Origin of the sequence: Gracilibacillus salitolerans (assembly GCF_009650095.1) — a bacterium.
Taxonomy (GTDB): Bacteria; Bacillota; Bacilli; order Bacillales; family Amphibacillaceae; genus Gracilibacillus; species Gracilibacillus salitolerans.
Genome location: NZ_CP045915.1, coordinates 2,833,611 through 2,849,249 on the forward strand (window position 1 = coordinate 2,833,611; position 15,639 = coordinate 2,849,249).

Sequence of the window (15,639 nt, forward strand, 5' to 3'; positions counted from 1 at the left end):
ACAATGAATGAATTTGAAAAGGATGTTCAGTCGAAACGACACGACATTTTTGATGCTGGTTTTGGTTTTGTTTTCTCGTTTTTATTCTTTATGATTATATTCTTTATTGGAGTTATTTTCGATGCAATTGCTTCATAAAAACCTCACGAGGCTAATCATTTAGTCTCGTTTTTTTATATTCTACTGTATATTATGGTAAATAAGGAAAAACTGTTCCTCTTTCGTCAGAGAATTTATAAATTATTGCACCAGATTGATCGGTTCTTAAAACATTTATTTTATACCTTTCCAGATTATCCAACACCTCTGTATGCGGATGACCATAACGATTATATTCACCAACCGATATCAATGCTAAATCAGCTTCTACAGCTTCTAAAAAAGTTGCAGAACTTGAAGTATCACTGCCATGATGGGCAACTTTCAACACATCTGCTTTTAATGCTGGATACGTATTAACTATTTCTATTTCTCCTTCTTCTCCTAAATCACCTGTGAATAACCATGTATCCTTACCAAATGAACTACTAATAACAAGTGAGTTTTCATTTTTATCAGATTGATTCCGCATCGGATAATAAACTTCAAACGTTTGCTGATTTAAATTGAACGTATCGCCTGCCTTCACATTTAAGTATTGAACTTCCGTATCTACGTTCTTATATTGTTCGATTAACGAGGTATCGAAATAAGGACTCGTGATCAAATAATCGATCTGATAATTGGCTAAAATATATGGTAGACTACCTACGTGATCATGATCAGCATGTGACAATAAGACAGCATCAATTTTATTAATACCCTTAGCTTTCATAAATGGATCGATTACCTGTTCAAAAGTTTCAGACGAAGTCTCGGAAAAGTCTGCTGTCATTCCCCCACCTGCATCAAACATAAAAACCCCCTTTCTGTATGGTAATTCGACAATAATTGCATCCCCTTGACCGATATCCAGCATCGTTATATACCCATGAGGATCTAAATATGGTCTGATACAAATAAATATAAGTAACATAACTATTAACGAACCAAATTGAAGCGCTTTTCGCAATTGTTTCTTTTCAAAATAATAAAGAAATAACCATAATATAATATAAAAAGGCAGAAAAAAATAAATCGGAAATTCACCAGTCAGCCACGGAGTTTGTATAAAATGATCAATTGCTGTCAAAGCCGTGATTGCCGCTGTATGGAGGTGTTCAAAAATGTAATCTAACATCGCTAAAACTGGAGGCATAAAGGAAGCGAGTAGTATCATTAATAAAAGCGGCAACACAACTAATGTGAAATAAGGAATCACAATCACATTCAAGAATATAGATAATGGTTGAAATTGGTAAAAATAATAAAGCTGAATTGGTAAGATTATAAGCATACTTATGAGTGAAATTCTAAGTACAACCCATATGTATCCTACATCATTGTTCAATAATTTTCTTGATAACACAATCCCAAACGTAACAATGAAACTAAATTGGAAGGCAATCGAATAAATCACAAATTTATCCAATATCACCATAATGATAAAAACTATACTTAACATATCCGTTGTAGCCAGTCGAATAGGTACCTTGGAAAGTATAATTATAACGATCGCTAACAAACTGGCTCGCCAAACCGAAGGTGCTCCTCCTGCCATTGCTGGATAGAAAAATAATAAACATACTATTAATACTTGTGCTTTTTCGATGGTTATACGACTTACAAACAACAATAAAAAGTAGACAATTGCGAGAATTAATCCTACATGTAAACCTGAAATAGCTAGTAAATGGGTAAGATTCCAATTTTGGAATAATGTTACGACATCATCTTCTAAATGGTCCCGATCCCCAAACAGTAATGCAGCAAACCAGGCATATGTAAAAGAATTCACATTATTTTCGATATGATCTAATATATGTTGACGTACATCATAGATCTTTTGCCAAGACGATTTTCCTTCACATTTGCTTTGATTGATTGATTCAATCACAAATTGCTTCATAATGCCTTGTGAAGCCAAGTAATTCTTATAATCAAATTGTCCAGGGTTACGTGCAGTGGGGATATTTTGAAAGGCACCATTCAATGTACACGAAGCACCGGTGAGAAATGAAGAGAACTTTTCTGGATAATCTTTAGGCTCGATAAAGTAATACACTTGGATAAGCTCTTGATTAGAAGTTTGGAAAGCAAAGCGGAAAAATTGGTTGTTTTGTTCTACTGAGGATTGAATATTTCCTTGGATATTGGTACTTGAGTTTTCTATGGTGTCATTAGGAGTTAAGGAAGGTATATAATAATAAGAAAAAAGCCCAAAAATGATGAGAGAGGAAATAAGCAGTTTAGGAAATCGATGCAAGTAAATCAAATAACAAGTAATAAAACCTAAAATTACTACAAACCATTTAGCACTCATATCTTTCATCACAAAACTGATAACATATAATAACACAAACCAATGTAATCGCTGATACAAGCAATCATCACCTCCCTCACTTAAACATACTGTTATGGTTTCAATGTGATATAGTGTTGATCTAATTCCACTTTTTCAACATGGATATTAGCCTCCTGAAACAATTCCACAGCATATGGATGATTTTTATAATCTTCTGCATAATATACCGTTTTAATCCCACTTTGAATAATTGCTTTACAACAATTCAAACAAGGAAAATGTGTGACATAAATCTCCGCATTTTCTGTAGAGGCACCAAACTTAGCACATTGTAAAAGAGCATTCATTTCTGCATGAATAGTACGTACACAATGACCTTCAATCACGTAGCACCCTTCATCAATACAATGTACACTTCCTGAAACACTTCCATTATACCCTCCTGCGATAATACGCTTATCCCTTACAATTGTCGCTCCTACCATTAACCGCTGACAAGTGCTGCGCAAAGCTAACAAATGACTTTGAGCCATAAAATATTGATGCCACGAAATCCTTTCCATTCTAAACACCCTTTCTTTTTACTCATATAATAGAAGTGTACCGATCCAGCGGTAAAGCGTCAATAACATTATGGAATTCGGACATATTCCTCCAGTTTCTCTACTGTCTTATCACCAATTCCTGACACTTTAGTTAAGTCCTCCAATTTTTCGAATCGCCCATAGGTTTCCCTGTATTCTATGATAGCATTAGCCTTTACCTCACCTATTCCTGGTATGGTTTGCATTTCTTCAATCGAAGCGATATTCACTTTTACCTGTTGATCGTCGTTCCCTGTATCTATAACTTGTTGTTTTTCTTCAGCATTTTCACCTTTCGCTGGTACATATATTACCATTTCATCATACACTCGTTCCGCAAGATTAATCATTTGATTATCAGCATTGCTAGAGAAACCTCCAGCTAAATGAATCACATCTTCGACCCGGTCATTTTCTGTAACTTGATATACTCCAGGATTTTTTATTTCACCTTTAATATCGATCTTATATTCTGTTGGAACTAGTTCTTCTTCCTCCAACATCTCAGAATTATTTTCCTCCATTATCTGATCAGCTACTTCGTTTGGTTCTTCTCTGGACGGATCGATTAATAACCAGAGTAAGATTGCTGCAACCACTAAAACTAAATACCAATTTTTTATTATCCAAGACATGTTTATCATTCCTTTATCATAGAATAGTAAAGTTGTTCATAGGATAGTGTTAGAAACTATCCAGGAGGCGAGATGATATGAAATGGGGTTTAATTGGAACCGGTAATATGGGAGCAGTTTTAGTAACTGCCTTTCTTGATTCGAAGGTAATTGATCAGGAAAGTCTTTATATCTCTAATCGTACAGCAGAGAAAGCATATGCAATACAGCAAAAACATCCACAGATTCATGTACAGGAGAATATATTTGAGTTAATCGAAAATGTCGATACGATTTTTTTATGCGTAAAACCAGTTGACATGATAGATGTATTAAGAGAAATTAGACCAATATTGGATGAAAAACAACTATTAGTATCGATAACAAGTGCCATGTCCGTGGAAGAAATTGAATCATTAGTTGATTGCCAGGTGGCACGAATGGTTCCTAGTATTACAAATCATGCTCTAGCAGGTGTAACTCTATTAACGTTCGGTGAAAGAGTTGATTCATTCAGAAAAGAATTATTTATGAAAAGATGCCAACAATTTTCAGAACCAGTGGAAATTGAGGAAAACATTATGAGAATAACATCTGATATCGTGTCTTGCGGGCCTGCCTTTTTTGCTTTTTTAGCGGAAAACTATATTCAAGATGCTACCAATCAAACAGAAATCACAACAGAACAAGCAACAAAGCTAATGGAAAAAATGTTTATTGGATTTGGAAAGTTGTTATCAGAAAATCATTTCACCTTAACAGAATTAATAGAAAAAGTTTGTGTGAAAGGTGGGATAACCGGAGTCGGTATTGCTTCGCTTGAGGAAAATATGAATGGATTATTTAAAGAGTTAATTAACCAGACACATCATAAATTCAAAGAAGATAAAGAAATGATCACAAATAAATTAAATAATGGATAATGGACCGGGCACCGAATATTTATATTCGGTGCCCGGAATTATTACCCGGGAAACCGCAAATTACGACTTCTACATTACTTTCTTATGTCGCAAAGAGTCCATTTAAGTGACTATAAGATATGTTCGGCAATAATTTTGTCTAATTTTCGGATGTCAACTTTTTTATTGAGATTTAATTTGAAATGACCAGATCTGGTCCATAATTCAATCTCTGCGTTCAAATCTAACTTACCACCATTTTCCGTAGAATACATATCTATTGATTTAAACGGGATCGTATATATTTCCACTTTTTTACCAGTAATCCCTTGGCGATCCGCAATGATGAATCGCTTATTCGTTATCACTGCAATGTCACGAACCGTTTTATAAGCAGTGTATGCTCTTTCTCCATCAACGAGCAGTTCTCGTATGTTATCAGGTACACTTACTTCCTCATAAAATGTCCATTCCATAATATGACTTATATCTGCCATCTAGAAATCCTCCTCTATGCATTAATCATTTCCACTCGGTCTCTCCCGGCTCTTTTTGCCTGGTACAATGCTTTATCTGCTTCTTTGTACATTTTTTCAAAACTAATTGGCTCATCCGTAGTAGTCAATCCAATACTGACAGTGATTTTTTCTTGTTGCTCCCCGTTTATAAAAATAGAATGTTCAGTCAGTTTTTGTTGAAAGAGATTTGCTTGTTCACCTGCGTGTTCAGCATCCTTACGTAACAAAACACCAAACTCCTCTCCACCAATCCTACCAACAATACTACAATATTTCGTGGGCATAAAAAAGTCAGTTAAAGAAATAGCAAATTCTTTTAGCACCTGATCACCAACGATATGCCCATACTGATCATTAAATTGCTTAAAATGATCGATGTCCATTAATAAAAAGGAAATAGGAAATTTCTTATTTTCCAGCATAGTATTATACTTTTCAATAAAAGAGTGACGATTACATATATTGGTCAATGAATCATAATGAGCTAATGTATATAAACGGTTTTCTATTAATTTTTTCTCTGTTATATTCGTTAATACAACAAGCATTATATCCCGACCATAATATCCAATTGGAACAATATTAACCTGTAGATAAATGTCTTCATCGTCCAACTCTACCTTCCATTCAAAAGATGTCGATGAATGGTGATAAACCCCCTCCAAAATCCTTTTATCCGTAAATAATTGATCCACTGTCTGTCCGATAATCAAATTCTTATGCAGATACGGCATCCATTTGTTCAACAACTTATAGCCAGCTTGATTGATTTCCAAAAGATTATACTTAGGGCCAAACAAAATAATTCCTTCATCCAGTGATTCTAAAATTTTATTACGGGACACAGGCCAGATCGAGTTAAAATCATACCGTTTCAAAATAAAAATCAGCAAGACACTCATTAACGAAAATGATAAAGCAACCTGTCCTGGAATTTTCAAAGACAAAAATGGTAAGACACATAAAGATACTAATGGAAGTAGAATAGCAACCGAGGATAAGAGGTGACTATTTCTCAGGTGTGGTGGCAAATCGTGCATATTTCTTATAAAAGTAAAAACTGTTAACAGAGTTAAAAATAGCAAATAAGCAATAAAAATAATCCCTAATGGTGTTGGTGTAATGCTGATTTCGGTTAAACCCCATACAGTATGTATTGTCACATCGGATCTCATCCAGTGGTGAATGGGATTAGTAAAAACTAAAATAACACCAATAACTGCTGGAACTCCTAAATAAATCATATACTTTAGATTCTTTTCAACATTTGGTTCAACTATTTCCCTGGCAAATCCAAAGAGAAAAACTGGACATAAAAATAATGCAATTTGCTGGATATTCCTTAACCATTGCATTGCATTAAAATCATCGATGTATAATTCTAAGGCAGTAGAGATCATAAATAAGCTTGAAAGGATTAAACTAACAGATAATAATATTCGTACAAGATTGTTGGGCTTTTTTAAAAGTACAATCGATAAAAAGAATATAAAAAAAGCCATTATTGAAATATAGAGTGGATAAGGTTCAAACCATTGCATTACGCATCCCCCGAGTAGAAATTAACCTTTTGAATTCAAACTAACATAATATTACTATACAGATAAAGTGGGACTTCCCTCAGTGGATTTTTTCCCACTGCGGATTAACGAAACTTACCAGGGTGTTATCTCACCTGATCCCCAATTTGGTATCATCAAATCGTGAAGAAGGGATTTTTGCGGATGATTTGCACCATGATAAAGCGGATATTTTTCACTATTTTGCTCTTTGCTCGTTACACTATATACTATTCGATAAGAATCGGCTAATTCCTGCAAAATATTAATAAAATTTGATAATTTTATTTTTAATAGAAATGTAATCAAACAGCACCCCAATTTGATAAGATAATCTGATGATTGGGGTGCCTCTTTTTATTGATTCTCTTGTAATTGTTCCACTGTCACCATATATTTTTGTTCAGGATTTTCAATTGGGTGGACTGTGCAATGACCTGTACCTTGATCGACATGTTCAATATATACGTTATTACCATTGTACGTTACATTACGCATATCTGGCGAATCCAAAATTTCTTGTGCGCGCTGTGCATCCATTTTTCTATCCTCCTTACCTATTTATTGAGGATAGTGTTCTATAACTGACAGTAAATTATGTACCGTTTTGCGTGGAATTATTTTCTTGCTTATGATTGTTCTTCTTAATAATCACACTCATGATCCCGATCATTATTGCTCCCACGGCAAAACCAGCAAGCATACCTATCAAAAAATTATTAAATACGATTCCGAAAACAAAACCTAAAATAACCGAGTAAATGATTTCCATGAAAATCATTCGTTTCATACTCATAACAGGATCTCCTTTTTAATTTGATATCTCATTAACATGATATCATGTAATCATACTTACCAACAGGAAGAGTTAATCCTTCCCATTACCCGCAAGGAAAATTCGCGGGGAAAGATGAACATATATAGGAAAACCCGGACCAGAGTCCGGGTTGCTAGTTTGCCTTTGCTTTTTGGGAGGCTGTTTTCTTTGTTGTTTTCTTCCGTTTCGATGTCGTTTTCTTTTTCCCTTTTTGCGTTTTGTTTAATGATTTTTCGAGAGCTTCCATCAGGTCTGTAACATTGTCTTTTTTCGCAGGCTCTTTTGCTGTGGAGACCTCTTCCCCATTTTTCTTCTGTTCAATAAGCTCCAATAACGCCGTACGATACTCATCATGATACTTTTCCGGTTCAAATGCTGTCGACAATTGTTCAATTAACAATTTTGCCGTTTCCAGTTCTTTTTCAACAATATTTGATTCCTCTGGTACATTTGGCACTTCTTGAAAGTCTCTGACTTCATCAGGATAGTAGATCGTCTCCATCACTAATGTATTTTGATAAATCCGTACTACTGCTAAATGTTCCTTTGAACGGATTGTAATTTTTGCCAACCCTATTTTTCCCGTATCCTCCAGCGCTTTACGTAATAAGCCATATGCTTTTGCCCCTCCATCATTTGGCGATAAATAATAACTGCGGTCAAAATAAATCGGATCAATTTCTTCTAATTTAACAAAATCAACAATATCGACCGCTTTATCTTCTTTTTCTTCTTTAATTGCTTCTAAATCTTCATCCTCGAGAATAACAAATTTATTCTTCGTATATTCAAATCCTTTCACAATATCGTCTTGTCCTACTTCCTTTTCACAGACAGGGCACACTTTCTCATACTTCACTGGGGATTGACATTCTTTATGCAAATTTCTGAGTTTAATATCTTTATTTTCCGTTGCTGAATGAAGTTTGACTGGAATATTAACCAAACCGAAACTTATGCTCCCTTTCCACATCGTATGCATATTTATCACCTCTTTTATGGTAGTTTTTCTTTTTATAACATAATCATGCAATAATTTGTCAAAAATATTTCTGATTAACAATGTAGAAAAGGAGTCTATGCCATGTGGAAACCAATGTTGCCCACACTTGTACACGAAGCGCCATATGGGAATGAGTGGATATATCAAGTGAAATATGATGGATTTCGCTGTGGTTTACAATGGACCGATGAGGAAGTCAAATTATGGAGTCGTAACGGTCATGACCTGAGCACATCGTTTCCTGAAATCATTTTATGGTGTCAACAACACACCTCATCATTCCAAGCCTATTTACCGCTATTTCTTGATGGTGAACTGATCATTTCGATCACAGACTATCGAACAAACTTTGAACAAATTCAATCACGTTCCAGAATGAAAACAAATATACAGAAATACAGTCAAAAGCGTCCTGCTACTTTTGTTGCCTTTGATCTATTAGAATCAAAAGCTCAAAACTTACGCCAAAAAAGCTTTTCTAAACGTGATCAACTATTGTCCTCCATGTTGGATGGTATGACGGGGAGAATTCGAAAAGCGCCTACTTTCAAGAAACTGGAAGTCATCCTCAAAGTGGTCGACTTCCACCAGGCAGAAGGAATGGTTGCCAAACAAAAAAAAGCTACTTATGCAGAAGGAAAGCGCAGTAAATCATGGCTAAAAGTCAAAAATTTCCGAACCATTCCAGGAATCGTTACAAATTGGAATACGGAAAATAATTATTTTACATTAAAATATTATCAGAACGAAACGCTTTTTATTCTTGGCAAATGTAAGAATGGATTAGAGCAACAAGAAAAAGAAACCTTGGCCACTTTTTTTAAACGCTATGGTCAGAAGGTAAATGGAACAACCTGGAAGGTAGACCCTTCGATTTGCATGGATATAAATTGTCTGAGTGCTAAAGATCAAGAACTTCGCGAACCAGTATTTCACCAATTTCGATTTGATATCGAACCGACAGATTGCAATCAACATACGATTGATCAGGGTTTGGCACAATTTCCATCAACGGTTAGTTTATCCCGGTTAGAAAAAGAATTATTTCCTGCTGTATCGAAACTGGATTACTTGTATTATCTGAGATGGATCGCACCTTTAATGCTACCAAGCTTAAAGGATCGTAGACTGACATTAATTCGCTATCCGGACGGCGTTCATGAACATTCTTTTTATCAAAAACATCTACCGGATTATGCGCCTTCCTTCATTCAAACAATCCCAGATGACGATAAAGAAATGGATATACTCTGCCAAGATCTTCAAAGTTTAATCTGGTTTGGTAATCATGGAGGATTGGAGTTTCATGTTCCTTTTAATAAAATAAATAAGACAGATCCCGAAGAAATAGTCTTTGATCTTGATCCACCGTCATTAGATCAGTTTTATGTTGCTGTACGTGCTGCTCGCTTGATTAAAGAAATGATGGAGCATCAGGGCTTCACCCCTTTTGTTAAAACATCAGGAAGAACTGGCTTGCAAATTCATATCCCGATTCACGATATGACCTATAATGAGACAAGAACATTGATGGAAGCTACTGCGAAAGTATTAGTAGAATCTGATCCTGAACATTTTACGATAGAGCGGCTAAAGAAAAATCGTGGCAATAGGCTTTATATCGATTATGTACAACACGCACCTGGAAAGACAATCATTGCTCCTTATTCCACAAGAGCCACGGATGAAGCAACTGTCGCTACGCCATTATTTTGGAATGAAGTAAATGAAACATTAGATCCGAAAAAGTTTACGATTCATACTGTACCAACAAGGGTTAAAGAAAAAGGTTGTCCGTTTAACTTGATCATTTGATTTTAATCTGTTCAATCTTGTCATTACCCTTAACCTTCAGATCCACTTTGTCAGCTTTTTCTAATGGTTCCTTTCCTTCTATCTGTGTTTGATCAGTGAGTTGGAGTTCAACCGTTGCTTATGATGAATCGAGATCTACAGCTAATGGTGCTATCACGATGATAGATATTTGGACTTCTTCAATAACATAATGGAAGTAATCTGGCTGATCAGCGACGAAAGCTTCATCTGTTTGATCTTCAATCATATTTTTCGATATCTGTTTGACAGGCAGGCAATTAGAAATATTAAAGCAATAACCATATCACTCCCTTTGCTTACTAACAACTGTAATTTAAATGATTCCAAATAACATCATTCCAATCAAGTTAATAGAAAGATTTGCACTGATGTGAACGAGCCAGGATGGCAGTATACTATCCGCCTTTTCATCCAGTTTATTAAATAGGAGACCAGCCACAAATAAGCTAAATAGAATGAGGGCAAATAAGGAAATAGAAAACCATTCTGTCATCATCGCAATATGATAAAGAGCGAAGATCCCCGCACTAAATAGATATGCTACTCGTCTCGTTGTCATTTTTAATAAAGCTAAAAAAGCAAAACCTCGAAAGAAAAATTCCTCTAATAAGGAATTAACGAGTGCAATATAGATCGCAACAAAAAGGAAATTACTTTTATCAACAGCCATGTTATCTTCCAACATAACTGTTACATTGGAAAAGTCAAAAAAACCACCAATGATCCAATACGTAGATAAAATAATAATGGATAGGCAGCTTGCGAGAATCATCGGTAATTTCAAATATTTCATTTTAAATGAGAATAATTCTTTAAACGATAAATGGGCTACAAATCGAATATATATATAAGGAATCAACAAAAAAAGAAACAACTTACATATTGATTTGACCAGATAGTTTGGAGCAATGTACAGTTCAATTGCTGCCATCGCAATACATGCAAGCACAACGAATAACATTAATCGCTTCATTTACCTACACCCTTTACTGTAATTAGCGTCATCTGACTTTGATTAAACATTCTTAAATCGATCACACTCGTACCAAGGCCACTATCTATGTATAATTGTTGACGTTCATTCAAGTCAAATAAACCCTGATCATATTTCGGAAAAAACCCTTGATCAGGTGCGACAATAGCACCGATTAATGGAAAGCGTATTTGCCCTCCATGAGTATGACCACTTAATACAAAATTCACCGGCTCTGAATACTCTGTATGGGATAAATCAGGTGCGTGTGATAACAGTACCGTCACATCATCCTGGTTCAGCCCCTTTATTGCAAGTTCCAGGTTGTCATGATTAGTTGATGGATCAGCAACTCCTGCCAATTGAAATGATATCTCTCTGATTTCTATGATGCGGTTTTGATTATCGATCAGTTGAATGCCTCTTTTAGAAAGTCCCTGAATAAATGACTCTCTCAGTGGGTTTTCCCATTCATGGTTACCTGATACAAAATAGATATTGGAATTAATCGTTGTTAATTTGTCTGCAAACTCCAAAACAAATTGTAAATCATCTGTTCGCCGGTCGATTAAATCACCTGTAATAACGATAATATCGACATCTAACTGTTCTATTTCATGCAATAACTTCTCATTATTATCACCAAACTGTTTATTATGTAAATCCGTTAATTGCAATACAGTAAAAGATTGATCCGTTTCCAACTTTGAAGTAGTTATCTCCAACTCCTCAACCTTAAAAATATTTGTATCATAATATATTTTCGCCATTATCCCTGATACAACCAAAAACAAAAATAGCACAAAATACAAGCGACCACGCCTCATCTTACAACCTCTTTTATATTTATTATGTATTCCCATTCTAACATAACTGGATAGAAATGTAATTGTGTAATCGATTCGATGTTATAAAGTGAGACTTCCCTTAGTGGGGGTTTTACGAAGGATGATAAAAAAGCCATCAGCACGGTGGCCAATGGCTTTTACCTCATTCTCCTTGATTCATTTTTGAATCTAATTTTGTTAATTGATTTTTTGCAAAATCACGTCCGCCGATACCGAATGAAATCGCAAATGCTACCATTAAACCACCTAATATTAAGACAAATGCTAGATTAACGATGGATGTCGCAAACTGTAATTGATCTAGTGTCATAAATACTGCGAACACAATCACAATATATTTTACGATGGTAGCTGATAAGCCACTATTTGTATACTTCTTGATCACGTTCGCTAAGAAGTGTCCTAATAATAATCCTCCGCCTAAAATTAGTAAACCACTAACAAGGAAAGGTATATAAGTAATGACTGCTGCGCCAATATTATTCAAAACATCTAATTGTAAGAGATTTAACGCCTCTACGGTAAAGAATAATAGGATCAATACTTTTACAGCTGTACCTAACACTTTTGCTAAGTCAAAAGGTATACCTTTGTCTTCCGTTTTCATGTTTAAAGTTGAATAGATATTATTAATTCCTGTCCCTTTCAACAGATTGGTTAATAAATTGCCTAGTAAGTTAGCAAGATAGTAACCTGCTATTACTAATATAATCGCTACAAATATGTTCGGAATAATCGCTAGTACTTGGTTTAACACAGATGTAATTGGATTCGCAATAGCTTGCATTTCCAATGTATCTAATGCAATAGTGACAATTGGTATTAAAATAAGTACAAACACAATATTAGCTAAAACGGAAGAAATCGTAATCGAATCAGAACCTTGTTGATTTCCTGCCGGTTTTACTTTCCGAAACCATCTGTCTACATTTAAACTAACTAGAAATTTCTCTAATAGATCCTTCACTAATTTGGCGATAATATAACCAATTATAAGAATAACGGCTGCTGCAATTATATTCGGAATAAATCCTAATAATTTATTCATCATATTGGAAATCGGAGCTGAAACAGAGTTCATTTCCAGAGCATCTAATATAGCAGGTAAGAACAGAATAAATACTAATAAGTAGATGACTTTCCCAGCTGCAGCAAGTATACTTTTTCCATGCTCCTCATCATTTGCGATTTTTGTTTTTATCAGCCCTTTGTGTACCCCTAATTTAACAAAAACTTTTTCCACAATTCCTTTAGCGATTGCTGCGACAATCCATGCTAAAACAAGTAATAAAAGCGCAGCAATAACATTTGGGATCGCATGAATCAATTCGCTTAGCATGTTGTTAAATGGATTCATAAATTCTGACATTTGTGCAACTTCCTTTCTATCTATTTTTTGTTACATACTTCTAATAACCTGTTAGAGAAAAAATAAACTACTAATTTCTACATTTTTCTATTTTTAAGGAAAAACTTTCAGTACAAAGCTGATCTATTTGTTAATAGGCACATATGAAAAACGGGAAAGCTCGCCCGGTCCTTTTAGCAGACAAAGATTAGTTGTTGACACATAGGGGGGGATGATACGCAATAAATGTATAACGATGAATCAAAGTGGTCATTTTGAAAGGAATAATAGACTTTACAACCGCTCCGGCTAGCCCACTTCGCTTTCCAGGGGGCGCGTCTTCAGCTAACTTTGCAAAGAAGATCACTTCGCAAAGTGGATCTTCAGATCGCGCTGATCCCCCAGGAGTCGAAGTGGACGCCTGCGCTACATAAAATGCTACAATGGATGCGAGTGGTAGCAGTTCGACTCTTATTTCTTGCTATATATGGTACCATCCTTTTAGAAAGTTCCAAAAGATAACGGTCATTACCATTGTAGAGCGAACTATACAGCGGAGGCCGCCCGCTTCAACTCCTACGGGACGGTTTTCTCCGAAGATCCACTTTTTCAAGAGATCTTTGCTTGGAAAAGTTAGCTTCGGAGAAAACCCCGTGGAAAGGGAAGTGGGCAGCCGAAGCGATTTCCTTGCACACGATAACTTTCATAATAAACAACATGACTAGTCTACTAAATCTTTATTTATTACACATTTTAAACGTGAATAGGATACCAAAATGCTGTGATACCAACGGTTATATGCTTTCCTACCTTATAAGAAAAGAACCTTCATTGCCCTAAAAGCAACAAAGGTTCTTTATCTCGTGTAAACACCTTACAATTTTTAAAGTAATCAACTTGAAAAACGGGACACTCTCAACCTCATTAACCCCAGATTTCTTTCGTAATTTGAACAATGTGTTGGAGTTTATTCCATTGATCTTGTTCGGTTAGTTTGTTCCCGTGGTGGGTAGATGCAAAGCCGCATTGTGGGCTTAGACATAGTTGTTCGAGTGGTACGTATTTTGATGCTTCCTCCACCCGTGCTTTAATTTGTTCTTTGTCTTCCAGTTCACCTATTTTCGATGTGATCAGCCCAAGAACAACACGCGCTCCATCATTTGGGATATGTTCCAGCGGCTTGAAACCACCTGAACGTTCATCATCATATTCAAGGAAGAAGCCGTCTACTTTTTCCTTAGCAAAAAGGGTTGGAGCAATTAAATCATAACTTCCTTCAAAAGCCCAATTCGAGCGATAGTTTCCTCGGCATAAATGGGTAGTGACAACAAGATCACTTGGTTTATCTTCTAACACACCATTGACTACTCTTAATGCCAGATCAATTAAAAATTCCCGCGAAAAGTCTCCATCATTAAATGGAATATCAGGTGAAGACAACCCTGCTATATAAACATCATCAAACTGTAAATAACGTACACCGGCATTATAAAATGATTTAACCGCATCACGATAGGCTTGAATAACATCTTCGGCAAACTCTTCAATATCCGGATAAATGCTAACATCACGAATCCCTTCATTGAAAAGCTGATTAGGACTTGGAATCGTTTGTTTTGCTACTGCACGACCATTTACTATTGCATTAAACTCTTTAAAATCCTGGATAAAAGGATGATCGGAATTAAATGAAATTTTACCAGTGTTTCTAATGTTATATCGTTCCGTTTCTTCATTTCCGTTAAAAATATATCCTACTTCTGGAACATAGCCTTCAATCCCATTCAAATGCTCTAAAAAGTCTGTGTGCCAGAAACGACGACGGAATTCACCATCTGATACAAGTTCCAACCCTACTTCAATTTGCTTGTCAACGATGTGAGTAATTTCCTTATTTTCCACATCACGTAACTGCTCTCTTGTAATATGACCTTCCTGAAAATCCTTTCTCGCCTTCAATAAATTCTCCGGGCGTAATAAGCTCCCCACATGATCTGCTCGAAATGGTGCTGTTACTGTTTTTGTTGCCATACTACCTCTCCTTATAATGAAATAAATTTGGTCAGCATATCTTACCCAGTAAAAAAAGACCTTCTAAGAAGAAGGCCTTTACCATGAACGAAAGTCAATCCTCTTATCTATTGGAATTAGCACCGTGTCACAAATGACTGGTTGCTGAGACATCATTAGGCCAAATCCCTCCGTCTCTCTGGATAAGAATATATGCAATTTTTACCATGAATTCATCATACAA

Annotated in this window: 16 protein-coding genes, 1 pseudogene and 1 riboswitch; of the genes and pseudogenes, 3 read left to right on the plus strand and 14 right to left on the minus strand. The window is 35.5% G+C overall.

Annotated features, from left to right (window positions below; translation table 11 throughout):
• Positions 1 to 3: 3 nt before the first annotated feature.
• On the plus strand, positions 4 to 138 hold the full coding sequence (locus GI584_RS13485; RefSeq protein WP_100360170.1) for a YqzM family protein: 135 nt from the start codon (positions 4 to 6) through the stop codon (positions 136 to 138).
• A gap of 52 nt (positions 139 to 190) precedes the next feature.
• On the opposite strand, the gene GI584_RS13490 is transcribed toward GI584_RS13485, so the two are convergent.
• From GI584_RS13490 to GI584_RS13500, 3 genes and pseudogenes are all read right to left on the minus strand, one after another.
• The gene (locus GI584_RS13490; protein ID WP_153791529.1) at positions 191 to 2,461 is read right to left on the minus strand and encodes a DNA internalization-related competence protein ComEC/Rec2; all 2,271 of its coding nucleotides are present in this window, start codon (positions 2,459 to 2,461) and stop codon (positions 191 to 193) included.
• A gap of 38 nt (positions 2,462 to 2,499) precedes the next feature.
• Positions 2,500 to 2,946, minus strand: a pseudogene (locus GI584_RS13495) (ComE operon protein 2); the annotation flags it as partial.
• 68 nt (positions 2,947 to 3,014) lie between these two features.
• Positions 3,015 to 3,602, minus strand: coding sequence for a helix-hairpin-helix domain-containing protein (locus tag GI584_RS13500; protein WP_194841993.1), 588 nt, complete (start codon positions 3,600 to 3,602; stop codon positions 3,015 to 3,017).
• Positions 3,603 to 3,679: 77 nt separating this feature from the next.
• Between GI584_RS13500 and comER the strand changes: the two genes are divergently transcribed.
• On the plus strand, positions 3,680 to 4,504 hold the full coding sequence (gene comER, locus GI584_RS13505) for a late competence protein ComER (protein WP_100360166.1): 825 nt from the start codon (positions 3,680 to 3,682) through the stop codon (positions 4,502 to 4,504).
• 110 nt (positions 4,505 to 4,614) lie between these two features.
• Here comER and GI584_RS13510 read toward each other — a convergent pair whose 3' ends face one another.
• From GI584_RS13510 to ku, 6 genes are all read right to left on the minus strand, one after another.
• The gene (locus GI584_RS13510; RefSeq protein WP_100360165.1) at positions 4,615 to 4,980 is read right to left on the minus strand and encodes a PH domain-containing protein; all 366 of its coding nucleotides are present in this window, start codon (positions 4,978 to 4,980) and stop codon (positions 4,615 to 4,617) included.
• A gap of 14 nt (positions 4,981 to 4,994) precedes the next feature.
• On the minus strand, positions 4,995 to 6,542 hold the full coding sequence (locus tag GI584_RS13515) for a histidine kinase N-terminal 7TM domain-containing diguanylate cyclase (RefSeq protein WP_153791530.1): 1,548 nt from the start codon (positions 6,540 to 6,542) through the stop codon (positions 4,995 to 4,997).
• Positions 6,543 to 6,656: 114 nt separating this feature from the next.
• Positions 6,657 to 6,869: a hypothetical protein gene (locus GI584_RS13520; RefSeq protein WP_153791531.1), complete on the minus strand. Its 213-nt coding sequence runs from the start codon at positions 6,867 to 6,869 to the stop codon at positions 6,657 to 6,659.
• 48 nt (positions 6,870 to 6,917) lie between these two features.
• Entirely contained in the window at positions 6,918 to 7,100 is a 183-nt protein-coding gene (locus GI584_RS13525) for an H-type small acid-soluble spore protein (RefSeq protein WP_100360162.1), read from the minus strand.
• 55 nt (positions 7,101 to 7,155) lie between these two features.
• Entirely contained in the window at positions 7,156 to 7,356 is a 201-nt protein-coding gene (locus GI584_RS13530; protein WP_100360161.1) for a hypothetical protein, read from the minus strand.
• A 154-nt stretch (positions 7,357 to 7,510) separates the two neighbouring features.
• The gene (gene ku, locus GI584_RS13535) at positions 7,511 to 8,359 is read right to left on the minus strand and encodes a non-homologous end joining protein Ku (protein WP_100360160.1); all 849 of its coding nucleotides are present in this window, start codon (positions 8,357 to 8,359) and stop codon (positions 7,511 to 7,513) included.
• A 102-nt stretch (positions 8,360 to 8,461) separates the two neighbouring features.
• Between ku and ligD the strand changes: the two genes are divergently transcribed.
• Positions 8,462 to 10,195 carry a DNA ligase D gene (gene ligD / locus GI584_RS13540; RefSeq protein ID WP_100360159.1) on the plus strand — a complete coding sequence of 578 codons (1,734 nt, stop codon included), beginning with the start codon at positions 8,462 to 8,464 and terminating at the stop codon, positions 10,193 to 10,195.
• A 118-nt stretch (positions 10,196 to 10,313) separates the two neighbouring features.
• Here the strand turns inward: ligD and GI584_RS24235 are convergent, their stop codons facing one another.
• The 5 genes from GI584_RS24235 to GI584_RS13560 all read right to left on the minus strand — a co-directional run bounded on the left by GI584_RS24235 (position 10,314) and on the right by GI584_RS13560 (position 15,416).
• Positions 10,314 to 10,442 carry a hypothetical protein gene (locus GI584_RS24235; RefSeq protein ID WP_267902823.1) on the minus strand — a complete coding sequence of 43 codons (129 nt, stop codon included), beginning with the start codon at positions 10,440 to 10,442 and terminating at the stop codon, positions 10,314 to 10,316.
• A gap of 87 nt (positions 10,443 to 10,529) precedes the next feature.
• Positions 10,530 to 11,189, minus strand: coding sequence for a CPBP family intramembrane glutamic endopeptidase (locus GI584_RS13545; RefSeq protein WP_153791532.1), 660 nt, complete (start codon positions 11,187 to 11,189; stop codon positions 10,530 to 10,532).
• The gene (locus tag GI584_RS13550; RefSeq protein WP_153791533.1) at positions 11,186 to 12,016 is read right to left on the minus strand and encodes a metallophosphoesterase; all 831 of its coding nucleotides are present in this window, start codon (positions 12,014 to 12,016) and stop codon (positions 11,186 to 11,188) included. Before GI584_RS13550 ends, GI584_RS13545 begins: the two co-directional genes overlap by 4 nt.
• Positions 12,017 to 12,179: 163 nt before the next feature.
• A complete protein-coding gene (locus GI584_RS13555; protein WP_153791534.1) occupies positions 12,180 to 13,406 on the minus strand; it encodes a mechanosensitive ion channel in 1,227 nt (408 codons plus the stop codon).
• A 903-nt stretch (positions 13,407 to 14,309) separates the two neighbouring features.
• A complete protein-coding gene (locus GI584_RS13560) occupies positions 14,310 to 15,416 on the minus strand; it encodes a 5-methyltetrahydropteroyltriglutamate--homocysteine S-methyltransferase (RefSeq protein WP_153791535.1) in 1,107 nt (368 codons plus the stop codon).
• 100 nt (positions 15,417 to 15,516) lie between these two features.
• Positions 15,517 to 15,605, minus strand: a riboswitch (SAM riboswitch).
• Positions 15,606 to 15,639 lie beyond the last annotated feature (34 nt).

Excerpts from the sequence above, each read along its gene's own strand:
- GI584_RS13545 (WP_153791532.1), bottom strand. The coding sequence starts at position 11,189 with ATGAAGCGATTAATGTTATTCGTTGTGCTTGCATGTATTGCGATGGCA.
- GI584_RS24235 (WP_267902823.1), bottom strand. The coding sequence starts at position 10,442 with ATGATTGAAGATCAAACAGATGAAGCTTTCGTCGCTGATCAGCCAGAT.
- GI584_RS13555 (WP_153791534.1), bottom strand. The coding sequence starts at position 13,406 with ATGTCAGAATTTATGAATCCATTTAACAACATGCTAAGCGAATTGATT.
- comER (WP_100360166.1), top strand. The coding sequence starts at position 3,680 with ATGAAATGGGGTTTAATTGGAACCGGTAATATGGGAGCAGTTTTAGTA.
- GI584_RS13560 (WP_153791535.1), bottom strand. The coding sequence starts at position 15,416 with ATGGCAACAAAAACAGTAACAGCACCATTTCGAGCAGATCATGTGGGG.
- GI584_RS13500 (WP_194841993.1), bottom strand. The coding sequence starts at position 3,602 with ATGTCTTGGATAATAAAAAATTGGTATTTAGTTTTAGTGGTTGCAGCA.
- GI584_RS13530 (WP_100360161.1), bottom strand. The coding sequence starts at position 7,356 with ATGAGTATGAAACGAATGATTTTCATGGAAATCATTTACTCGGTTATT.
- GI584_RS13515 (WP_153791530.1), bottom strand. The coding sequence starts at position 6,542 with ATGCAATGGTTTGAACCTTATCCACTCTATATTTCAATAATGGCTTTT.
- ku (WP_100360160.1), bottom strand. The coding sequence starts at position 8,359 with ATGCATACGATGTGGAAAGGGAGCATAAGTTTCGGTTTGGTTAATATT.
- GI584_RS13525 (WP_100360162.1), bottom strand. The coding sequence starts at position 7,100 with ATGGATGCACAGCGCGCACAAGAAATTTTGGATTCGCCAGATATGCGT.
- GI584_RS13510 (WP_100360165.1), bottom strand. The coding sequence starts at position 4,980 with ATGGCAGATATAAGTCATATTATGGAATGGACATTTTATGAGGAAGTA.
- GI584_RS13550 (WP_153791533.1), bottom strand. The coding sequence starts at position 12,016 with ATGAGGCGTGGTCGCTTGTATTTTGTGCTATTTTTGTTTTTGGTTGTA.
- GI584_RS13485 (WP_100360170.1), top strand. The coding sequence starts at position 4 with ATGAATGAATTTGAAAAGGATGTTCAGTCGAAACGACACGACATTTTT.
- ligD (WP_100360159.1), top strand. The coding sequence starts at position 8,462 with ATGTGGAAACCAATGTTGCCCACACTTGTACACGAAGCGCCATATGGG.